At 68.0% G+C, this 20606-nt stretch carries 18 protein-coding genes; 15 read left to right on the plus strand and 3 right to left on the minus strand.

Annotated elements, in window-relative coordinates; translation table 11 throughout:
• Positions 1–67: 67 nt before the first annotated feature.
• Positions 68–334: a DUF1876 domain-containing protein gene (locus AC08OX_RS05695; protein ID WP_011435998.1), complete on the minus strand. Its 267-nt coding sequence runs from the start codon at positions 332–334 to the stop codon at positions 68–70.
• Positions 335–621: 287 nt separating this feature from the next.
• Here AC08OX_RS05695 and AC08OX_RS05700 point away from each other — a divergent pair, with 287 nt between their 5' ends.
• A complete protein-coding gene (locus AC08OX_RS05700; RefSeq protein ID WP_476606848.1) occupies positions 622–744 on the plus strand; it encodes a hypothetical protein in 123 nt (40 codons plus the stop codon).
• Here the strand turns inward: AC08OX_RS05700 and AC08OX_RS05705 are convergent.
• Positions 737–2503 (minus strand): GAF domain-containing sensor histidine kinase, encoded by a 1767-nt coding sequence (locus tag AC08OX_RS05705; RefSeq protein WP_011435999.1) that lies wholly within the window; start codon positions 2501–2503, stop codon positions 737–739. The genes AC08OX_RS05700 and AC08OX_RS05705 overlap by 8 nt on opposite strands.
• A 102-nt stretch (positions 2504–2605) precedes the next feature.
• Between AC08OX_RS05705 and AC08OX_RS05710 the strand changes: the two genes are divergently transcribed.
• The 12 genes from AC08OX_RS05710 (at position 2606) to AC08OX_RS05765 (ending at position 17459) form a co-directional block, all read left to right on the plus strand.
• Positions 2606–3922 carry an acetyl-CoA hydrolase/transferase family protein gene (locus AC08OX_RS05710; protein ID WP_476606849.1) on the plus strand — a complete coding sequence of 439 codons (1317 nt, stop codon included), beginning with the start codon at positions 2606–2608 and terminating at the stop codon, positions 3920–3922.
• 517 nt (positions 3923–4439) lie between these two features.
• Positions 4440–5687, plus strand: a complete 1248-nt coding sequence (locus tag AC08OX_RS05715) for a glycosyltransferase family 4 protein (RefSeq protein WP_476606863.1) — start codon at positions 4440–4442, stop codon at positions 5685–5687.
• Positions 5684–6457, plus strand: a complete 774-nt coding sequence (gene rfbF / locus AC08OX_RS05720) for a glucose-1-phosphate cytidylyltransferase (protein ID WP_476606850.1) — start codon at positions 5684–5686, stop codon at positions 6455–6457. Before AC08OX_RS05715 ends, rfbF begins: the two co-directional genes overlap by 4 nt.
• A gap of 5 nt (positions 6458–6462) precedes the next feature.
• Positions 6463–7503, plus strand: coding sequence for an NAD-dependent epimerase/dehydratase family protein (locus AC08OX_RS05725; RefSeq protein ID WP_476606851.1), 1041 nt, complete (start codon positions 6463–6465; stop codon positions 7501–7503).
• 102 nt (positions 7504–7605) lie between these two features.
• Positions 7606–8796 (plus strand): class I SAM-dependent methyltransferase, encoded by a 1191-nt coding sequence (locus AC08OX_RS05730; RefSeq protein ID WP_476606852.1) that lies wholly within the window; start codon positions 7606–7608, stop codon positions 8794–8796.
• An 18-nt stretch (positions 8797–8814) separates the two neighbouring features.
• Complete coding sequence (locus AC08OX_RS05735; RefSeq protein WP_476606853.1) at positions 8815–10041, plus strand: class I SAM-dependent methyltransferase; 1227 nt, start codon at positions 8815–8817, stop codon at positions 10039–10041.
• Positions 10042–10092: 51 nt separating this feature from the next.
• Positions 10093–11142 carry a glycosyltransferase family 2 protein gene (locus AC08OX_RS05740; RefSeq protein ID WP_476606854.1) on the plus strand — a complete coding sequence of 350 codons (1050 nt, stop codon included), beginning with the start codon at positions 10093–10095 and terminating at the stop codon, positions 11140–11142.
• 186 nt (positions 11143–11328) lie between these two features.
• Entirely contained in the window at positions 11329–12090 is a 762-nt protein-coding gene (locus AC08OX_RS05745; protein ID WP_476606855.1) for a Wzz/FepE/Etk N-terminal domain-containing protein, read from the plus strand.
• A 34-nt stretch (positions 12091–12124) separates the two neighbouring features.
• Positions 12125–13561, plus strand: a complete 1437-nt coding sequence (locus tag AC08OX_RS05750; RefSeq protein ID WP_476606856.1) for an O-antigen ligase family protein — start codon at positions 12125–12127, stop codon at positions 13559–13561.
• Positions 13558–15165, plus strand: coding sequence for a lipopolysaccharide biosynthesis protein (locus AC08OX_RS05755; protein ID WP_476606857.1), 1608 nt, complete (start codon positions 13558–13560; stop codon positions 15163–15165). Before AC08OX_RS05750 ends, AC08OX_RS05755 begins: the two co-directional genes overlap by 4 nt.
• A 34-nt stretch (positions 15166–15199) precedes the next feature.
• Complete coding sequence (locus tag AC08OX_RS05760; protein ID WP_476606858.1) at positions 15200–16405, plus strand: glycosyltransferase; 1206 nt, start codon at positions 15200–15202, stop codon at positions 16403–16405.
• Between the two features lie 94 nt (positions 16406–16499).
• Positions 16500–17459, plus strand: coding sequence for a right-handed parallel beta-helix repeat-containing protein (locus AC08OX_RS05765; protein ID WP_476606859.1), 960 nt, complete (start codon positions 16500–16502; stop codon positions 17457–17459).
• 43 nt (positions 17460–17502) lie between these two features.
• Here AC08OX_RS05765 and AC08OX_RS05770 read toward each other — a convergent pair whose 3' ends face one another.
• Complete coding sequence (locus tag AC08OX_RS05770; RefSeq protein ID WP_476606860.1) at positions 17503–18468, minus strand: glycosyltransferase family 2 protein; 966 nt, start codon at positions 18466–18468, stop codon at positions 17503–17505.
• 171 nt (positions 18469–18639) lie between these two features.
• Between AC08OX_RS05770 and AC08OX_RS05775 the strand changes: the two genes are divergently transcribed.
• Positions 18640–19743, plus strand: coding sequence for a glycosyltransferase family 4 protein (locus AC08OX_RS05775; RefSeq protein WP_476606861.1), 1104 nt, complete (start codon positions 18640–18642; stop codon positions 19741–19743).
• A 251-nt stretch (positions 19744–19994) separates the two neighbouring features.
• Positions 19995–20489 carry a YdcF family protein gene (locus AC08OX_RS05780; protein WP_476606862.1) on the plus strand — a complete coding sequence of 165 codons (495 nt, stop codon included), beginning with the start codon at positions 19995–19997 and terminating at the stop codon, positions 20487–20489.
• Positions 20490–20606: the final 117 nt, after the last annotated feature.

Raw genomic sequence — 20606 nt, forward strand, 5'->3', positions numbered from 1 at the left:
AGCCGAGTTTGGCCATATCCGGGTGAGCGGCGGCGGCTCCACCGGCTTCACCGGCGGCGGACGACGATCACATAGTCCGGTCGGGTCCCGCCATCGCCGCCTGGATGTTTTCGGCGGCCGCGTCGAACAGGCGGTGTGCCAGCTCCGACAACGCGCGCGCGGCGGCCACCTCGTCCCCGATCTCGGGAACGTCGGACTCCCCGGGGTGCAGCCGGGCCTGTCCCGTCCCGTGTAGATCGTCGCGGGCGCTGCCGTGCAGGGCCGCATCCGCCTGGGTACGGCCGTGCTGCTCCGTCAGGGAGATCTGCACAGTCCAGGTTCTCGTGGTGGTCATCTCGGCCTCCGTCCGACGAGTTCTCCTCGGATGAGTTCTTCCTGGTTGTCACGTGCCCGCGTGGTCCCCGGTGACACGGGGGGGTGACACGGTGCCCGGCCCGGGCACCCACAGGTGGCGCACGGCCCGTTCATCGGCGCTCTTGATGTTGGGCATCCTCCGCCTTCCGGTATTGCCGGGATTCACCGTCCCGGCAACGGGAAGGCGCGGGGCGCCGCGCCGGTTGGTCCAGGAGAAACCGGCCCCCGGGAGGGACTGGTCCGAACGCGAGGACGGGAGGCGAGTGGATGACGACCGAGGCACGAGGGCGGATTCGACTCGAACAGGGCCGCAAGCGGGTGCGGACGTATCTGGGCGGCCAGCTGGTCGCGGATCCGTCGGCCGGCGGGATCCGCGGACGGGTCAGCTAGTCGGCACCGACCAGCGCAGCTGGGTGCCGCCGTCGGGGCCCGGGCCGAGTTCGAAGGTCCCGCCGAGATCCCGCGCCCGGGCCCGCATGTTCGCCAGCCCGCTGCGGCGGGTGGTAGGGCCGATGCCGACCCCGTCGTCCACCACGTCGACGGTGACGGCGCCGCTCGCGGCGGTCACGGTCACCTCGACACTGCTCGCCTTGGCATGCCGGGCGGCGTTGGACAGCGCCTCGCGCACGACCGCGATCAGATGGTCGCCGACGGTAGAGCCGATCATCGTGTCCACCGGTCCGTCCAGCCGGACCCGCGGGGTGAAGCCGAACGCGCCGGTCATGTCGTCGATGACGCCCAGGATCTGCGCCCGCAGGCCGCTGCCCGTCGCCGGTGCCGCCCGGCCCCGCAGCTCGAAGATGGTGTGGCGGATCTCCCGTACCGTCTCGTCGAGATCCTCCACGTAGGTGTTCATCCGTTCCGCCCGGGTGGGCCGCTCCTCGCTGGCCGCGAGGCCCTGCAGGCCCATCGCCACCGCGAACAGGCGTTGCATCACGTGGTCGTGCAGGTCGCGGGCGATCCGGTCGCGGTCCTCCAGCAGGGACAGCCGGCCGCGTGCGGCCCGGGAGCGGGCGAGTTCCAGCGCGAGCGCGACGTGCGCGGCGAACGCGGCCGCCAACTCCAGGTCCGCGTCTGTGAACAGGTCACCGCCCCGGCGCCGGGCGAGGATCAGCGCCCCGGACGTGACATGTGACGTGATCAGCGGAACGATCATCGTTGGCCCGATGTCGAGGTCGTGGACCTCGGATTCGGCCAGTTCGCGGACGTCGGCGACGACCAGCGGCGCATGGTCGCATACCGCGCGGCCGGCCAGCGAGCTCTCTATCGGTACCCGTCGGCCCCGCAGCAGGTCCGCGTCCTGCCCGGCGGCGACGTCGAAGGACAGCTCGGTCGCCGTCTCCGACCCGAGGGCCAGCGCTGTCGTGTCCGCGCGGGCGACGTCGCGGGCCCGCTGGACGATCAGCTCCAGCGGGTCGTCGCCGTCGGCGAGCAGATGCCGGGTGATGTCGGCGGATGCCTGCGACCACTGCTGGCGATGCTGGGCCTCCCCGAACAGCCGGGCGTTGTCGATCGCCACACCGGCGTTCGCGGCCAGCGCGAGCGCCAGCTCCTCGTCCTCCGCGGTGAACACCCGACCGCCGCGTTTCTCGGTGAGGTAAAGATTGCCGAAGACCTCGTTGCGGACCCGGATCGGCACCCCGAGGAAGGCCCGCATCGGTGGATGGCCCGGGGGGAAACCGACCGCCTGGAGGTGGTCGGCGATGTCGTCGAGGCGCACCGGCCGCGGTTCCGCGATGAGCAGGCCCAGCACGCCGTCTCCCCGGGGCAGCCGCCCTATCGTCTCGACGAGTCCCGGGTCCATCCCGACGTGCACGAACTGTTCGAGCCGGCCGTCGCGGGAGATTACCCCGAGCGCGCCGTAGCGGGCGTCGACCAGTTCGCACGCGGACTCGACGATGCGCCGTAGCACCACGTCGAGACTGAGGTCGGCGGTGACCATCCGGTTGGCCCGCAGCAGGCCGTGCAGCCGGCTTTGAGTGGCCAGAACGTCCTGGGCCCGGTCCACCAGCTGGGCGAGAAGCTCGTCGAGCTCGAGCCGAGCGACCGCAGGAAAGATCAGCTCTCCCGGCGGTCCCGGAGACGGCGCGGTGCCGGCCAGATCGGAGGTCCCTTCGTCCGCGGAGGCGAGGTCCCGTTCGGACTCCATGTTCTCAAGACGATAACCGACCGGGCCTGGGCCGGATTGATCCGCGGGATGAGGCGATGACCATTCTTCGCTGGCCGCGCACCGGTACGCCACCATGCGGGTATGGATATTGTCAGCGAGGCGGAGTTCGGTCGCCGCATCGAGACCCATCTCGCCGCGGGCTCCGGTGTGGGCGGTGGAGCCGGTCCTCGTGGAGCCGGTCCTGGCCGATGGCGGTCGGCCACGCCGCGGGTCGTGGCGGCGGGGAACTTCGCCACCCCGCTCGTCGCGTTGCGTGTGATCGACGCGGTGGTGAGTGAATACCGCCTCTTTATGATCAACGCTCAGGGTGGCGTGCCGGAACGCGGCGGCGTGACGCCGGAGACCGCGTTCGTCGGCCCGGCGATGCGCAACGTGCCCGGCCTCGACTACCTGCCCAACCGGCTCAGCCTCGTGCCCCGCCTGCTCGCGACCACTCACCGGCCCGACGTCGTCGTGTTGCACACCAGCGTGCCCGACGGGGGGAAGGTCTCGCTTGGCACCGAAGTCAACATCCTGCCGGCCGCGGTCGAGGCGGCCCGCGCGCACGGGGGACTGGTGGTCGCCCAGCTCAACCCGGCGATGCCCTACACCTTCGGCGACGGTGAACTGAGCATCGATGATGTCGACCTCGCCGTGGAGGTGGAGCAGCCGCTCGCCAGCCCCGCGGTCACGCCCGTCGACGACGTCCGCGGGCAGATCGGCGAGCGGGTCGCCGCGCTCGTCGAGGACGGGGCGACCCTGCAGCTCGGCATCGGCGGTGTCCCGAACGCCACGCTGTCGGCCCTCGTCGACCGGCGGGATCTGCGCGTGTGGACCGAGACCTTCTCCGATGGCATGCTCGCGCTCGAAGCCTCCGGCGCGCTGGCCGCCGGGACACCGCTGCGGACCTCGTTCCTGTTCGGGTCGGCCGATCTCTACTCGTGGGCGCACCGCAATCCGCGGCTGCTGCTGGTGCGCACCGAAATCGTGAACGACCCGGGGGTCATCGCCCGGCAGCCGCGGATGACCTCGATCAACACCGCGCTGCAGGTGGACCTGTATGCGCAGGCGAACGCGTCCTGGATCCGCAACCGCATCTACTCCGGCTTCGGTGGGCAGTCCGACTTCGTCGTCGGCGCGCTGCACGCGGCCGACGGCAAGGCGATCATCGCCCTGCCGAGCCGGCATGCCCGGTCGGGGGATTCCTGTGTGCTGCCGCGGCTCACCAGCCCGGTCACCAGTTTCCAGCACAGCTACGTCGTGTCCGAGAACGGGACCGCGGCCGTGTGGGGGCGCGGCCAGCACGAACAGACCGCCCGACTCATCGACCAGGTCGCCCACTCCGACGCCCGAGCCGGCCTGACGGAGGCGGCCGGGTCGCTGGGACTGCTCGCCGGCCGCGCATCGTCAACCGTCTGATCCGATGATCGTCTGATTCGGTAAGCTGACCAGAAAGCCGAGGAACGCACGACAAGTCACCGGGTGGTCCGCCGCCAGGAGCGGATTTGCGTCAAAAAGCGCGAGAGTGCCCCGGGCATTAAAGACGCGAACACGGCATCCATGGCGGCCATGGCTGCCGCCGTCAAACAGCATGGCTGGAATAAGCCGCCCCCAACGGTCAGTTCTGTCGTTCCTGCGTCGAGAATCGGCCGAGCCCGGCCCCAAGACGCGACACGCAAGTTTTTCAATCGCCGGTGACGCCCAGGCCGACCGCTAGCCTCGCCATGACGGAAAGGAAAGGATAGGTCCACCGTCCGCGGGCAACGGGGTCGTTCATCTTCGGGAGAAAAATGTGGGACAGGCACGCGACGGGACTATCTCGTTGGCTACGGGCGCGAATACTATCACGTCGGCGCCTGACACCGACTCGACCGAATCTCCCGACATCGGCGACGCAGGACGGGTTCTGATCGTAGTTCAGAACCTGCCGATTCTGATCGACCATCGGACGTGGCAGGAATGCCAGGCGCTTCGCGACCAGGGCTACCAGGTTGCCGTAATATGCCCACGGGGCCCGGGGCAGCGGCGTCACCAGATCGTTGACGGCGTCAGCATCTGGACGTATCGGGGCGCACCCCGGACCCAGGGTGTGCTCAGTTACGTCTTCGAGTTCGGCTACTGCTGGGCGCGAACCGCTGTCCTGTCCGTCGCCGTGGCCCGCCGGCACGGATTCGACGTGATCCAGGCATGTAACCCGCCGGACACGTACTGGGCGCTTGCGCTGTTCTACAAGCCATTCGGCAAGAAGTTCGTCTTCGACCATCATGATCTTTGTCCGGAACTCTATCGCTCACGGTTCGGTAAGGACGGTGGGCTGTTGCTCCGCGCGTTGCTGCTGCTTGAACGGATGAATCAGCGGGTCGCCGACCACGTGATCGTGACCAACGAATCTTACCGGCGGCTGGCCCTGACCAGGGGGCGGCTGCCGTCGGAACGGGTGACCGTCGTCCGAAACGGACCGGACCCCGAACTGATGAAGCCCGCCGCGGAGCGTCCCGAATTGCGGCGCGGCCGGCAGCACCTTGCCTGTTATCTGGGAATAATGGGCCCGCAGGACGGTGTCGACCGACTCCTCGATGCCATACATCACTATGTCCACGTTCTCGGGCGCACCGACTGCGCCTTCGCCCTGCTGGGATTTGGTGACTGTCTGGACGATCTGCGGAAACAGTCGAGCCGGCTCGGTCTCGACGACTGGGTCGAGTTCACCGGGCGGGCCGACGACCAGATGATCCGGGACTACCTGTCCACCGCCACGGTCGGATTGTCGCCGGACCCGCGGAGCCCGCTGAACGAGGTGTCCACCATGTCCAAGACGCTCGAATACATGGCCTATGCACTGCCGGTGGTGGCCTATGACCTGACCGAGACCCGGGTGAGCGCCGAGGACGCCGCCGTCTACGTACCCTCCGACACGGTGGCGGACTTCGCCCGGACCCTCGCCGAACTGCTGACGGACCCGGACCGACGCCGGACCCTTGGCGCCCGGGGTCGGGAGCGCATTGTGAACGAACTGTCCTGGCGGTATTCGGAGCCCCGCTACGTCGGGGTCCACGACCGGCTACGTGGTCGCCGGGCCGGCCACCCCAGTATCCCGGTCCCTCGTCAGGGCGGCTTGACCCGAGTGAGCGTCTCGGCAGCGCCGGTTCACGCGACCGGCTCCCGGGAACGAGCGGAACGATGAAGGTCGGTATTCTTGCCGGCGGTCTGGGCAGCCGGTTGGCGGAGGAGACGGTCATCAAACCCAAACCGATGATCGAGATCGGCAATCGGCCGATCATCTGGCACATCATGAAGTACTACGCTCACTTCCAGTTCACCGATTTTACGATCGCCCTGGGGTATAAAGGCGAATACATCAAACGCTGGCTGGTGGACTACGCGGCGCTGACCAGTGATCTCACGGTGTCGCTTCGGCAGGGCGATGTGGAGCGGCACGGGGGTACCTCGGAGGATTGGCGGGTAAATCTGGTCGACACCGGTCAGAACACCGCCACCGGCGGTCGTATCAGGCGACTCGCGCCCTGGCTCGGCGACGCGGGGACGTTCATGTTGACCTGGGGGGACGGCGTAGCGGACATCGATCTCAACGCGTTGCTCGACTTCCACCGCTCGCATGGCAGGATCGCCACACTGACCGCCGTGCGGCCACCCGCCCGGTTCGGTCATCTCGAGCTGGCCGGGGACCAGATCGTGGAGTTCTCGGAGAAACCACAGGCCGGCGAGGGATGGATCAACGGTGCCTTCTTTGCCCTGGAACCGCAGGTCTTCGACTACATTGCCGGCGACGACACCCAGTTCGAGAAGGAGCCCCTTGAGAGGCTCGCCAAGGACGGTCAGCTCATGGCGTATCGGCATGGCGGCTTCTGGCAGTGCATGGACACGGTACGCGACCGCAAACTCCTGCAGTCACTGTGGGATGGTGGCTGTGCGCCCTGGAAGGTATGGGACTGAGCTCGATGCGTATTCTGGTCACCGGACACGACGGATATATAGGAACCCGTCTCATCCCGCTCTTCCGGGCTGCCGGACACGACGTGGTGGGTCTGGACAGCGGGCTGTTCTCTGGGTGTACCCTCGGACCCGATCCGGACTTCGTGCCGGCGTTGAAACTTGATATTCGGGACGTCCGGCCGTCCCATCTGGAGGGTTACGACGCGGTGGTCCATCTGGCGGGCATATCCAATGATCCGCTGGGTGATCTGAACCCAGCCGTGACCTATGACATCAACGCCCGGGGGACGTTGCTGGTTGGGCGTGCCGCCAAGGCCGCGGGCGTACCGCGTTTCGTCTTCTCGTCCTCGTGCAGCCTCTATGGTGCGCACGGAGACGCGCCCATCGACGAGTCGGCCGAGTTTCATCCGGTGACTCCCTACGGTGAGTCAAAAGTGATCGCCGAACGAGAGCTCGCCGAGCTTGCCGATGACGATTTCAGCCCGGTCTTCCTGCGTAACGCCACGGCGTACGGCGTCTCACCCCGACTGCGTGGTGACCTCGTGGTGAACAATCTCACCGGCTACGCGGTGACGACCGGCGAGGTTTACCTCAAGAGCGACGGGACGCCGTGGCGACCGCTGGTACACATCGAGGACATCGCCCGGGCGATGCTCGCCGTGTGCGAGGAACCCCGCGAGAAGATCCACCTCAAGGCCTACAATGTCGGCCGGTCGGCGGAGAACTATCGAATACGCGACGTGGCCGCGATCGTCGAGGAGGTCGTGCCGGGCGGCCGGGTGGTCTTCGCGGACACGGCCGGGCCGGACAAGCGGAACTACCGGGTGGACTGCGACCGTATCGCCGAGGAGATACCGGGATTCCGGCCGGTGTGGACCGTCCGCAAGGGGGTCGAGGAGCTCTACCTGGCCTACGTCGCCGCCGGGCTGACCAAGGAGGAGCTGATCGGCTCCCGCTTCCAGCGGATCCAGCGCATCCAGCAACTCATGGCGGACGGTCTGCTCGACGTCACCCTGCGGTCGGCCGCACCGATGCGGGTGCCATGAGCGTGCTCGGCCGCCGCTGCCGCAGCTCGACATACCTGCGGCGACGTACCCGCGGCGGGGCGGCCGGTTCATCCTTCCCGTTCCGACACCGAGGGTCGTACCATGACTGACCAGTCCACCGCCTGCCCCGCCTGTGGCGGTTCCCGCCTCACCTCCGTCTATACAAGGGACGACGTCCCGTCGCACAGTTGTCTGCTGCTGGCCGACGAGGACGAGGCCCGGGCGTTCCCGAAGGGTGACCTGCGGATCGCCTTCTGCGAGCGCTGCGGCTTCATCATGAACACGGCCTTCGATCCGACCAAGAACCAGTATTCCGCCCGGTACGAGGAGACGCAGGCATTCTCCACCCGATTTCAGGAGTTCGCGCGGGACCTCGCCAAGCGCTGGACCGACAAGTACGATCTGTACGGGAAGACGGTCCTGGAGATCGGGTGCGGCAAGGGTGAGTTTCTCGTCCACCTGGTGGAGCAGGGTGCCGGCGCCGGCATCGGGATCGACCCGGGTGTCCGGCCCGAGCGCATCACCAGCCCGGTTGCCGGCCGGCTGACCTGGATCACGGATCTCTACTCCGGGCGGTATGCGCACCTGACCGCCGATGCCGTCGTGTGCCGGCACACCCTGGAGCACATCGCGCCGGTCGGCGACTTCATGCGGATGATCAGGGCCGCGCTCGGTGACCGGACCGATATCCCGGTCCTCTTTGAGCTGCCGGACGTCCTGCGGGTGCTGCAGGAGGCGGCGTTCTGGGATGTGTACTACGAGCACTGCTCCTATTTCAGCGCCGGTTCGCTGGCGAGGTTGTTCCGAGCTACCGGGTTCGAGGTGCTCGACGTCTCCCTCGACTATGACGATCAGTACCTGCTGATCGAGGCGCGGCCGTCCACCGTTCCGGCGGCCGGTGACCCGCTGCCGATCGAGGACGACCTGGCCACCCTGCGCGTCGGGGTACGGCACTTCCAGCGTGAGGTGGCCACGACGCTGAACCGGTGGAGCGAGATGCTGTGGCGCGGGCACCAGCGCGGCGAAAAAGCGGCGATCTGGGGTTCGGGTTCCAAAGGTGTGTCGTTTCTGGCGACCCTCGGCCCGGCCGCCGACCTGGTCCGCTACGCCGTCGACATCAACCCGCACAAACACGGCATGTTCATGGCGGGCAGCGGCCACCGTATCGTCCCGTCCGAGTGGCTGCGGGAAGATAGGCCGGATCTTCTGATCATCATGAATCCGATCTATCGTGACGAGATCGCGGGGGAGTTGACCCGGCTGGGCGTCGACACCGAGCTGAGGGCCGTCTGAGTGAGCAATGTCTGTCTGGTGAACAACGTCTGTCCGGTGACCAATGTCTGTCCGGCATGCCAGGGCACCGCGCTCGAAGACCTGGTACGTGTTGAGCGTTCGCCGGTGATGACCGGCGTGCTGTGGCCGTCGCGGGAGGCCGCCATGACCGCGCAGCGCCGTGCTCTGGAGCTGTCGCTGTGTGCCGAGTGCGGCACCGTGGTCAATGTCGCGTTCGAGGCCGGCCTCGTCGAGTACGGCGGCGAGTACGACAACTCGCTGCACTTCTCGCCCGCCTTCCGGGCATACGCCGAGGCGTTGGCGGACCGTCTGATCGTCCGGCACAACCTGGTGGGGCGGGAGGTTGTCGAGATCGGGTCGGGCAAGGGGGACTTCCTGCGCCTGTTGTGTGCCCGGGGACTGTGTGCCGGAACCGGGTACGACCCGACCTACATCGGCCCCGAATGTGCCGACGACGCCGCGGTGACCTTTGTGGTCGACCTGTACGGTTCGCGCTATTCCCATCTCCCGGAGGATCTTGTCGTCTGCCGGCACGTCCTCGAGCACGTGTCCGATCCACTGGGCTTTCTGACCGATATCCGTAATGCGCTGGGCGGCCGGGACACGTCGCTGTATCTTGAGGTGCCCAACGGCGGCTTCGTCCTCGGCGAGGCGGGGGTGTGGGACTTCATCTACCCGCACGTGTCGTACTTCTCGCCGGCTGGACTTCGGCGGGTGGTGAGCGCGGCCGGGTTCACCGTCACCGACGCCGGAACATCCTACGGTGACCAGTTCCTCTGGATCGAGGCCAAGACGGCGCCGACAACCCGTCCGTCCGGTCGGATCGGACCGGCCGCCGGCGAGGACGTGGTGGCGACGGACCGCTTCGTGGTCCAGGCCAGAAAGTTCGGTGACGTCTACCGGGAGGTTGTCGGGCGCTGGTCCGCGCATCTCGCCGACCTGGCGACGGACGCCAATTCCGCCTGGGACGCGCCGCGTGCGCTGGTCTGGGGCGCGGGGTCCAAGGGGGTGGCATTCCTCAACGTGTTGGACGTCGGTTCCGCCGTGCGGGGAGTCGTCGACCTCAACCCGCGGAAGAGGGGCCTGTTCGTGCCCGGCACCGGGCATCCGGTGTTGGCACCCGAGGACCTGTCGGTGGAGCGGGTGGGGTGCGTTTTTCTCCCGAATCCGCTGTATCTGGACGAGGTGCGCGGCCGGTTGGCGGAACTGGGTGTGCCCGCGGAGGTCGTGCCACTTAGCAGCTGACAATCTCGTCAGCAGAGGTTCGGCTCCGGTCGGACGGAGGGACGATGGAGAATGGCCATACCTGCCGACAGCGGCACCCAGGACGAGGCCCGGCTCAAGGGGCCTGATCGCCAGGCGGGGCGTGGTGTTGTGGACCGTGGTGTCGTGGGGCCCGGTGTCCCGTCACCCCACCCGGACGCCCGGCCGCTCGTGACGGTGGGACTACCCGTCTTCAACGGGGAGAACTTCCTGGCTCGGGCGCTGGAGTCGATCGTCGTGCAGGACTACCCGAATCTTCAGATCGTCGTCGCCGACAACGGCAGCACCGACCGAACCGAGCAGATCTGCCGGGAATTCGTCCGCCGGGATCCGCGGATCGAGTACCACCGGAGTCCGGTGAACCGCGGCGCGGCCTGGAACTACAACCGGATCGTCCACCTCGCCGCGGGAACCTACTTCAAGTGGGCCGCCCATGACGACCTCTGCGCCCCCGCATTTGTCAGCCGGTGCGTCGCGGCCCTGACCGCCGCGTCGTCCGCCGCCGTCCTGGCCTACCCCAAAACGGCGCTCATCGACCTGAACGATACGGTGACCGGTGGCTTCGAGGATGGGATGAACCTGTGTGAGCCGACGCCGCACGAGCGTCTGCGACACTTCCTGTCGACCCGTACGGAATACCATCCGGTATTCGGCGTCATACGGGCAGAAGCGCTCCTGAAGACGGATCTCATCGGAAAGTACGTCGGTTCCGACGTGGTTCTCCTGGCGCAGCTCGCCCTGGACGGCCAGTTTGTCGAGGTGCCCGAACGCCTGTTTCTTAGGCGTTTCCACAAGAACACTTCGATGAATGCCAACCCGGGTGCTGCGGAACGCGCCATGTGGTTTGACCCGCACCGGCGGGTGCCGTCGCTGCCGATGGTGGAGAAGACCATCAGGATGGTTCACGTGATCCTGTCCCACGACCGGCCCGACCGGGCCGAGCGGGCTCGCTGCCTGGCGGTTCTGGGGCGGCAGTGGGCATTGCCCCATGCTCGGCACATGGGTGGCGAGGTACGCGCAGCATTCGGGACCCGAATCGGGACCCGAATCGCCGCGAAGTTCCCCTCCCAGCGGTCCAGGTAGCGCGGCGACACGCGGGTCGGCCTGCATATCGGCGCGGCGCAGGGCGACTACATTGAATCGGTCCAGGCTGATGATGGGATCGGTTCAGGAGCATGAATCCTTGGAGCCCCGAATGACAGAACCTTCCGGTCATGGTGCGGACCAGGCCTCGCCGTCGGCGTCGTCGGCTTACCGGGGGAGTCCGACATGGACATCGTGACGGCCGCCAGAACGGCGTTCCGCCGATGGTATGTCATGCTTCCGATCCTGCTCGCCACGGCGGCCGCAATCGGGATCACGATGTCTGTCGCCAAACCCGTCTACCAGACGAAGGCCATGGTCCTCGTGGTTGGCCCGTCGGTGGAGCAGAAGCTCGCCGCATCCTCCTCCGGTTCCGGGTTTATCCTGCAGCCCGTCAACCCGCTTTCCTACTTCGGCGATTCGCTCAAGTCGCTGGCTCTCACGGAATCGAAGATCATGGACTCTCGGCAGGTGCGGGAGGAGATCCGTTCGGCTGGATTCCATGGTGACTACGAGATCTCGGTGCAACCGGAGACGGTATTCCTCGACATAACGGCCACGGCCGCCGATCCCACCGAGGCCACTCGCACCCTGGATCAGGTGGTACGTGTGATCACCGCGAAGTCGAACGGCCTGCAGTCTGCTGTGCCGCCGGACCAGCGTTACCGGATAGCGCCGCTGTCCGAGCCGCCGCTGATGAGCGTGCGGCCCGCCCGCAGCCTCAAGCTGCTTGGCACCGTCGCGTTCCTCGGCGTAGCGGCGGCGCTGGGGCTGGCGCTTGCCGTCGACGCCGAGGTCGGGCGCCGGGCCCGGTCACGGGCGGAGCATTACGGTGCCGCCCGGGCGGGCGCCAGCCGCGGCCGGGGTCGGCGCGGACGGCACGCACTCCCCGAAGATTCCATGGCGGGCACTCGACGGGTCGCCTGGCGGTTCGAGGCGAACCGGTGAGAGGCGAACCGGTGATCAGCGGGCTGGTGGCCGGGTGACCGCCGGCTCTCTCGTCGGCCGGGCGGCCCCCGGCGCCGCCCGGCCGGTGCTCGCAGCGGTCGCGTTCGGATCCGCCACCGTAGCGGCGGCGATGGTGCTCGGGCCGGTCGGGCCGGCCGTGGTGCTGGCCGTCCCGGCCGTGGCGGTACCCCTGCTGGCGAGTCGGCGGGACGCGGTGACGCTGCTGACGTCGATGGTCTTCGTTCTCTTCGCCGTGCCGGCGACCTACCGGCTCCCCCCGTTGGGGAAGCTGACCGTGCCCGTCGGCCTCTGCTGTCTTGCCGGCTGGCTGGTTCACCAGGCCGCACGACGCGCCCGGTTCGACCCGGTGTTCCAGCCGGTGCGGGCCGCGACGCTGGTACTCATATGGGTTCTCACGCTCAGTTTCGCGATGATGTTCACCCGCGTGGTGGAAGCGACAGAGGTCAGCTCCGCTCATCGCAGTCTCGTGACGGTGGTGGCACAGGCCGGGGTGACGCTGTTGGCCGCCGATGCGATCCGGTGCCGGACCCGGCTGGACAGTCTGCTGCGCCGGGTGGTGCTGGGCGCCACCTTCATGGCCGCCATCGGCGGGATCGAGTTTCTGACCGGTCGTAACTACAGCGCCGTCCTGGTCCCCCCGGGACTGTCGCTCAGTCCGGACGCCGATCGCATTGACGTCCGGTCCGGCTTCGAGCGGGTCGCCGCGACGGCCGTGCATCCGATCGAGTTCGGGGTTGTCCTGGCCGTGGTGTTGCCGTTGGCCCTGCACTACGCCATTGCCGCCCGCGGGTGGGCACGGGTCGGTGCCTGGGCCCAGGTCACCGTCATCGGGGCCGTCCTGCCGATGAGCGTCTCGCGAAGCACCGCCGTGAGCCTCGCCGTGGCGATCCTGACCCTGACGGCGATCTGGCCGGTTCGCCGCCGCCTCAACGGCCTGCTGGCGCTGGCCGGGTCCGTCCTCGTCCTGCACACGGTGTTTCCCGGTCTGATCGAGGCGACCGTCTCGCTGTTCCTGCGGGCCGACGCGGACCCCAGCGTGACCGGCCGCACCGAGGACTATGCCCCGGTCTGGAAGTTGTTCACGCAAAGGCCGCTCCTCGGCCGTGGGCTGGGCACGTTCACCCCCCACCAGTACTTCTACCTTGACAATCAGCTACTCGGCTCGGTGCTGGAGACCGGAGTCGTCGGGACAACCGTGCTGCTGGTCTGGGTCGCCGTCGGTCTCTCGGTGGCCCGTGGGGCGCGGCGGCGGGCCCAGGAACAGCGTGACCGGGAACTCGGCCAGGCGTTGACGGCCTCGATCCTCGCCGGGGTCGCCAGCTTCCTCACCTTCGACGCCCTGAGCTTCTCGTTGCTCGCCGGCCTGCTGTTCCTGCTCATCGGCTGCGCCGGAGCACTCTGGCGGATGACCGCCGCACCGGCGGTCCTGGCCCCCGGGGGGCAGCGGTGAGCCAGCCACCGGCCGTGACCCGGTCGGCCGTGACCCGGTCGGCCGCCCCGTCGGGGGCGAGGGAGGCCGTGGCGGAACCGTCGCCGCCCCGTCGGGTGCCGCGCGGTTCGATGGCCAGCGGCGCCCGGTGGATGTCGGTGAACCAGGTTGTCGTGCAGGTCACCCGCCTGCTGGTCCAGGTCGTCCTGGCGCACCTGCTCGAACCGCGGGCGTTCGGTCTCATGACGATGGCGCTGGTCATCGTGATGTTCCTCGAAATTCTGCGGGGTTTCGGGACCGGCATGGCGGTCGTCCAACGAGACAAGATCAGCGAGCGGCTGCTCAGCAGCGTCTTTTTCCTCAACATCGGGCTTGGTCTGGTCATCTCGGGCCTGCTGGCGCTGCTGGCGCCCGGCCTGGCCAGCCTGTACGGCGACTCGGCGCTGACGCCCGTGCTCCAGGTTCTGGGCCTCGGCCTGCTGCTCGCCAGCCTCGGTGACCTGCAGCAGTGGCTGCTCCGCCGGGAGATGAAGTTCGGTGCCGTCGCCGCGGCGAACATCATCGGGACGGCGGCCAACGCGGCCTGCTCGATCGTGCTCGCTCTGCTGGGCTACCAGGTGTGGTCACTGGTCATCGGCTATCTGGTCGGATTCGGGGTCACCACCCTCGTCGCGTGGCTGCAGTCGCCGTGGCGTCCCAGAGCTTCGTTCAGCCCCGCCGAGGTCAGGTCCGTGCTGCGTTTCAGTGCCAACCTGAGCGGGTTCAGCGTCTTCAACTTCTTTCTGCTGCACGGCGACAAGGTGATTGTCGGGCATTTCCTCGGAGCCCAGCAGTTGGGCTACTATGGCCTGGCGCAGCGGGTGCTCATGTATCCGGTGAGCACTGTTTCCACGGCGTTTCAGGAAGTCATGTTCGCCGGTCTTTCCCGGCTCCAGAACGATCACTCCGCGATCCGCCGGGTCTATTTCCGGTCATGCGCGGTCGCCGCTCTGGTCTGTTTTCCGGTCATGGCTGGACTCACTGTCGTCGCGCGCGACGTCGTCCTGGTCGTGCTCGGCGCGCGCTGGGAACGGCTGGTGCCGCTCATCTGGCTGCTCGCCCCGATCGGCGGCATCCAGTCGGTGAGTTTCAGCGTCGGGGTCCTCTACAACGTGAAGGGAAGAACCGACCTGCTGCTGCGCTGGGGAATCTTCTCCGGCCTGCTGATGCTCGGCAGCTACTTCGCCGGCCTGCCGTGGGGAATCAACGGGGTCGCGGCGGCGTACGCCATCGTGATCGTCCTCCTGCTGCCGCCCGGCTTCGCGATTCCCTTCAGCCTGGTGGACGCGAAGCCGCGCGAGCTGGTCACCGCGGTCTGGCCGCACGTCGTGGCGACCGCGGGGACCGTCGCCGTGATGGCCGCCGTCCAGTGGCTCACCCACGGGTTCCGGCTCGCCCGCCCGGTGTGCCTGTTGGCGAGCGTGCTGGCCGGTGCCGCGGCCTACGTCGTGATCACGTGGAGGCAACGTCCACCCGCGTTGGCGGACCTACTGCAGTGCGTCCGGCGCGCGAGCGCCGGCTCGGGGCAGCCTGCTCCGGCGTCGTCGCGCAGAGACGGCGCGCTGGGCCCGACGGCTCACGGGTGAACCCGATGGCTCAACGGTGAAGGAGTTCACTCTTATGAAAGACGCCCCCACGGCGGATCAGCGGGACGTGGTGCTGGCCCTGCCGATCGAGACGCTCCAGGACATGGCGATCAGGGCGTACATGCGTCCTCCCGATCGTCTACTGCTAACCCTGCTGCGATCGTCCCGGGTCCGGCGCGTGGTGGTGGCCGAGCCGTTCCGGAGCCATCTCGGTACGGTGCTGCGGGGTGGCCGGAGCACCGTCCTGCCACCGTCCGGTGGCGTTGAGGGGCATCTGGTGTCGCCGCAGCGGTGGCGCCGCAAGGACCCGGTGACGCTGCCGTCGCTGCGGGCGGCCTATCGGCGGTATGACAGGAGGCTCGGCCGGGCTGCGGCCCGAGCCGGCTGTAAACGACCTGTCGTGATCACCATGTATCCGCCGCTGGCGGGCTTTGCCGACATGTCCTGGGCCGGCTCGGTCATGTACTACGCCCGGGACGACTGGGCAACCTATCCACCGCTACGGCGGTGGCATCCGGCCTTCCGGCATGCCTACGAGGAGATCCGGCGCCGGCGGCTGCCGGTCATCGCGGTGTCCAGGCCGCTGCTGGAACGCCTCCATCCCACCGGTGCCGGGCCGACCGGTGCCGGGCTGGTCGTGCACAACGGTGTCGATCCGGCCGAGTGGCTGCGCCCGCCGTCCCCGCCGGACTGGCTCCGGCGCCTCCCGCGGCCGTGGTGCGTGTACGCGGGCACCGTCGACACTCGCCTCGATCTGGACATGATTCGCCGCCTGGCGTCGGCCGGCACCGTGATTCTGGCCGGCCCCATCCCGGACGAGGCCTCCGTCCGGTCGCTGCGGTTGCTGCGGTCGGTGCGGTTGCCTGGGCATCTGCCCCGGCCGGCCGTGACCGGTCTGATCGCCGCGGCCGACGTGTGCCTGCTCACCCACCGGAGCACTCCGTTGACCGAGGCCATGGACCCCATCAAGATCTACGAATATCTGGCGGCCGGACGTCCCGTCCTCGCCACGGACCTCGCCCCGGTTCGGGGCATCGGGCGGCGGGTCCGGCTGCTGCGCCCGGGGGACGATCCGGTGGCGGCGATGAACGAGGTCCTGACCTGGCCGGCCGTCACGGAGGCTGACCGGCTGGATTTCGTCGCGGACAACAGCTGGTCCGCTCGGCACGTCGCCTTCCTGGACTTCGTCCTTGGCCCGGCCGCACCGGCCGAATCCCGTCTTCTGGCGGTGCGGGCGTAGACCGGCTGGCAGGCCTCGCTCGGGTCTGCGGGCCCGCGAAAAGAGCCGGTACGGCGCGGCCCCCGGCTCAGTGGGATATCCCTGGAAGGATTCGATGGCTCGCGCTGAGTTGACCAATCGACACCGGTATGTCCTGATTGGATCCGTGGCGGTGCTTGCGGTGCTGGTGGCGGGCGGTGGGCTGCTGGTCGCCCTTCGCTCGAGAGGCGGGCCCACGCGAACGGCGGGCACACCGGCCCCCGCCACTGTCCCGGCCGGGGTTTCACCGGATGGCGGTGCCGCGGCCCGCAGCCTACCAGGGGACGACCAGGCCGCGGCCCGAGGCTGCGACCGCAAGCCGGACGCCTCGAACACCGGCCCCGCACCCGGATCCCGGTTCCAGCCGATGCCCGCCGGGAAACTGGCCACTCCCGGACAGGTACTGGAGAACAAGGAGTTCTCCGGACTCATCGACATCTACGCCGACAACGTAACGATAAGAAACTCGATCGTCCACGATGGCATCCGCGTGCGCGGAAGCCATGTGCTGATCGATCACGTGGCGACAAGTGGGATTGCGATCAGCGGTGGCACCGGTCACGTCATCCAGTACAGCAATCTTTCCGGTGGCGACGACGGATTCCACATCTCGTCCACGCTCGAACCGGTTTCCGGCGTCATCATCCGCCATAACTACGTCCACGACCGAAGGCCGCCGAAAGGGGCCCATACCGACGGCATCCAGGTCCGCGGCGTCCGGAAACTGAGTGTGGTGTGCAACAACATCGACCTCTCCCCGTACGACAAGACCCAGACAGCCGTCGTCTTTCTGGAGTGGGCGAACGGAGGTAACCGTGACGTGGTCGTCGACCACAATTGGTTGAACGCCGGCGGAACGACGCTCGTGGTCGCCGCCAAGAATCTCCGCGTGACGGACAACCGTTTCGGCCGCGGCTTCCGCTGGAATGTCTGCCGGCTGGGCAACGACGATGCCGGTAGGAGCACTTTCTTCAGTGCCGGGAACGTCTGGGCGGACAACGGCCGGCCGGTGGTCCTGTGCGGCCAGAGCCGATGACCTGTGTGGCCGGACCCGATGAGTGGCCGGACCCGAAGTAAGGTCAGGGACACGACGTCGACGTCGACGGTGCCGGTGCCGGGCTGCCCCCGCGGCTGCTGCCGTCACGCTCCCACGTGCCGAGGTCCCCGCGACGAACCTTCCGGCGGGCGAGCACCTTCGCCACGGTGGAGACCGCGAGGTACGCCGGCGTCGCGCCGAGCAGGCGGGGCTCGGCGCGGACCACCCTGAGCCAGTCCACGGACCCGCCGACGATGCCACGACCATCCTTCGTGGAACCGCCCGCGGGCGCCAGCCCGAGGGCGCGCAGTTGGGCGTTGCCGGCGAAAACCCGGCTCTTTTGTCGAACGAGGTCGCGTGCGGTCCGGGCCGGATGTACGACGAAACAGGTGCCGTCGACCGTGGATCGCTCATCCGGTGCGAACCGGTGATAGAGGAAGAAGTCATCCGCGATTGCGTCCGGGAAACGATCGAAACAGGCCCGGCCCTGCTCGCTCACTCCGATGACCCCACCGATTCGGCCGTTGCGCACATAGGGCAGCCGCAGCCAGATGCGGTAGTAGTCGCGTACTACACGGCTCGTGCCGGCAAGACGGATTGTCAGGCGCGGTGATGCGGCCAGCGCCGGGCCGGTCCGCAGCACGTCGGCCACCCGTAGCAGGTCGGCGCCGGACACCTCCAGGTCGGCGTCCACATAGAATCGCGGGAAGGTGGTGACCTCGGCGTCGCCAAGGTTCAGCGCGGCCGCCTTGCCGGCCTTCGCGGTCTCCACGCAGCGGACACCTCGGTCGCGGACCCGACGGGCGGTCTCGTCGGAGCAGCCGTTGGCGACCACGACGATCTCCAGGTCCTCGGGGGCGGCACCGTCGGCGAGCCGGTCAAGGCAGCGGCCAATCACGGCTGCCTCGTTACAGGCCGGAATGACGACGCTTGCGCGCGCATGCTTATAGTGCGCCGGGGTGGCGGGGGTTTTTCCGCTCACCCGGTCGGCGCGATCTGACTGTTGCATGACAAAATCCACGGTCTGATCACCCCAGGCCGGCGCCGGCCCGCGCGACGCAGTCGTATTCAGGTAGGCGGGCGGCACACACGGTAGACCATCGTGACCGGACCGGGCGCGTGCGTGGGGACCCGACGACACTTCCCGTGGTGACGCCCGGCGCTGGCGATGAGAACTCTCGTGAATTACCAGAACTTAGGTGGACTAATGGTCGAATGTAATCTTGCGCTTCACTACAGCGGCGGCCTTGACGCGAACAAGTGGCGCGAGCGTCACGGTCGCGGCGAGGTTCCGGACGCTCTTCCGTATGGGTTCGACCGGTTGGCGCGCTATTCAGTGAAAGTCTCCCCGGTTAGCTTGCGGGTATCCCGGGACGCGTTCTTCGTTCGTGGTCCGCGTATTTTCGGCGGCTATGAGTGGGTGGAGACCGCGGCCTCCCGCCGAACGGTCCGCGGCTCGGACGTCGTCTTGTGCTGGGACGAGCGGGTCGGGGTCCCGGCGGCGCTGATGGCGGGAACGCGAAACCACCCCCCCGTCGTGACCGGCGTGATCTGGCTGGCCGATGTCGCCGGTCGACGGCCCGGCTCGCTGAAGATCGCCCGTTGTGCCCTGCGAAGGTCCAGCCGGATATTTACGCTTTCCACCGCCCAGATTCCGCCGCTCCGAACGCAGCTGGGCATTTCTGAAAGACGTTTCTCGCATATCCTGTTCGGGGTCGACTCCACATTTTTCCGGGCCTCTGTCAACCCTCCGAAGAAAGGGCTTGTGGTGAGTGTCGGAAATGATCGGCAACGCGACTTCGAAACGTTGATCCGCGGCCTGCCCCAGGGGCGGAGCAGGCTGGCGGAGCTGAGGCTGGCGGAGCTGAGACTCGAGCTGGTGACAGCCCGAAACGTGGCCGTGCCACCGTGGCTCGGCCGGCGTCGGAACCGTCTTACTCTTCCCGAGGTGAGCGATCTGTACAGGGCCGCGTCGATGGTGGTCGTCTGCCTCCGGCCCAATCTTCACGTGAGCGGCGTAACCGTCGTGCTGGAGGCGATGGCCAGTGGTCGTCCCGTCGTGGTGACCGATACCCCCGGCATCCGGGACTACGTCGATCACGGCCGTACCGGGATTCTCGTCCCGCCCTACGACACCGATGCGCTCGCTGAAGCGGTCGTGCATCTGGTGCTCGACCCGGACCGGGCGGCCGCGCTCGGTGCGGCCGCCCGCCTGGACGTGGAGCATCGCCTGAACACGGAAGCTCAGGCCGGCCGGTTCGCGACTTTGTTGAGAGAGCTCTAGCCCGGCCCGGAAAACGGAGAACCCGTGGTCAGGAGAAATACCGACAGATGGGCGTTCGGGACCGGCCGGGGTCCTCGGGCACCGACGATTTCCTCGGTCGTGGTCGGACACCGGCATGTTTGAATGACGGTGTGGTTTCCGCTGCGTCGTCACCGCCGGCCGGTGAGCGGGGGTCATCCGGTCCCCCGCCGGGGGCGGGCCGGGCTGCGCGCCACCGGCGGGGACGAGCGGGGCGACGCCGGCTCATCGTGATGCTGTTCGCGGTGTTCCTGGCAGGTTTCACCGCGCTTACCCTTCGGCTGTTCGTATTCCCCGCCGCCGACGTGCCCGTCCAGGCGGACGCCATCGTCATGTTGGCGGGTCCGGGGGACAGAACCGGCAAGGCGATCGAGTTGGCCCGTACCGGTTACGCTCCCGTCCTCGTGATGTCCATCCCAGGGACTCGGGGGTGCTCGGCCCACGAGGCACCGAAGGCGGAGGTGATCTGCTTTTCTCCGCACCCGGTGACCACGCGGGGCGAGGCGCGGGCCGCCGCTGAGCTCGCCGCCCGACATGGCTGGACCAGGATCCTCTTCGTCACCGGCCGCGCGCAGGACACCCGCGCCCGCATCCGTATCAGCCGTTGCTTCCACGGTGATCTGCGGGTCACTGTGGTCGGTCCGCGTCGCCTCCGGGAATGGCCTTATGCGATCGCCTACGAGTGGGGCGCCCTCGCCAAGGCGCTGATCTGGCAGCGAAGCTGCTGACCCCGAGGAGCAGACCAGGAGACCCAGGGCTGCGCGAAGGTCGCGTGGTGTGACGTCCTGTTGCGTTAAGTGGCTATGAATTGGAGTGTCCGGCGGCGGTCTCCGGCGATGTGTTCG

It is taken from the genome of Frankia sp. CoBUL1 (assembly GCF_978021245.1).

Coding starts and splice junctions, on each gene's coding strand:
- AC08OX_RS05695 (WP_011435998.1), bottom strand. CDS start 334: ATGACCACCACGAGAACCTGGACTGTGCAGATCTCCCTGACGGAGCAG.
- AC08OX_RS05700 (WP_476606848.1), top strand. CDS start 622: ATGACGACCGAGGCACGAGGGCGGATTCGACTCGAACAGGGCCGCAAG.
- AC08OX_RS05705 (WP_011435999.1), bottom strand. CDS start 2,503: ATGGAGTCCGAACGGGACCTCGCCTCCGCGGACGAAGGGACCTCCGAT.
- AC08OX_RS05710 (WP_476606849.1), top strand. CDS start 2,606: ATGGATATTGTCAGCGAGGCGGAGTTCGGTCGCCGCATCGAGACCCAT.
- rfbF (WP_476606850.1), top strand. CDS start 5,684: ATGAAGGTCGGTATTCTTGCCGGCGGTCTGGGCAGCCGGTTGGCGGAG.
- AC08OX_RS05725 (WP_476606851.1), top strand. CDS start 6,463: ATGCGTATTCTGGTCACCGGACACGACGGATATATAGGAACCCGTCTC.
- AC08OX_RS05730 (WP_476606852.1), top strand. CDS start 7,606: ATGACTGACCAGTCCACCGCCTGCCCCGCCTGTGGCGGTTCCCGCCTC.
- AC08OX_RS05740 (WP_476606854.1), top strand. CDS start 10,093: ATGGCCATACCTGCCGACAGCGGCACCCAGGACGAGGCCCGGCTCAAG.
- AC08OX_RS05745 (WP_476606855.1), top strand. CDS start 11,329: ATGGACATCGTGACGGCCGCCAGAACGGCGTTCCGCCGATGGTATGTC.
- AC08OX_RS05760 (WP_476606858.1), top strand. CDS start 15,200: ATGAAAGACGCCCCCACGGCGGATCAGCGGGACGTGGTGCTGGCCCTG.
- AC08OX_RS05765 (WP_476606859.1), top strand. CDS start 16,500: ATGGCTCGCGCTGAGTTGACCAATCGACACCGGTATGTCCTGATTGGA.
- AC08OX_RS05770 (WP_476606860.1), bottom strand. CDS start 18,468: ATGCAACAGTCAGATCGCGCCGACCGGGTGAGCGGAAAAACCCCCGCC.
- AC08OX_RS05780 (WP_476606862.1), top strand. CDS start 19,995: ATGCTGTTCGCGGTGTTCCTGGCAGGTTTCACCGCGCTTACCCTTCGG.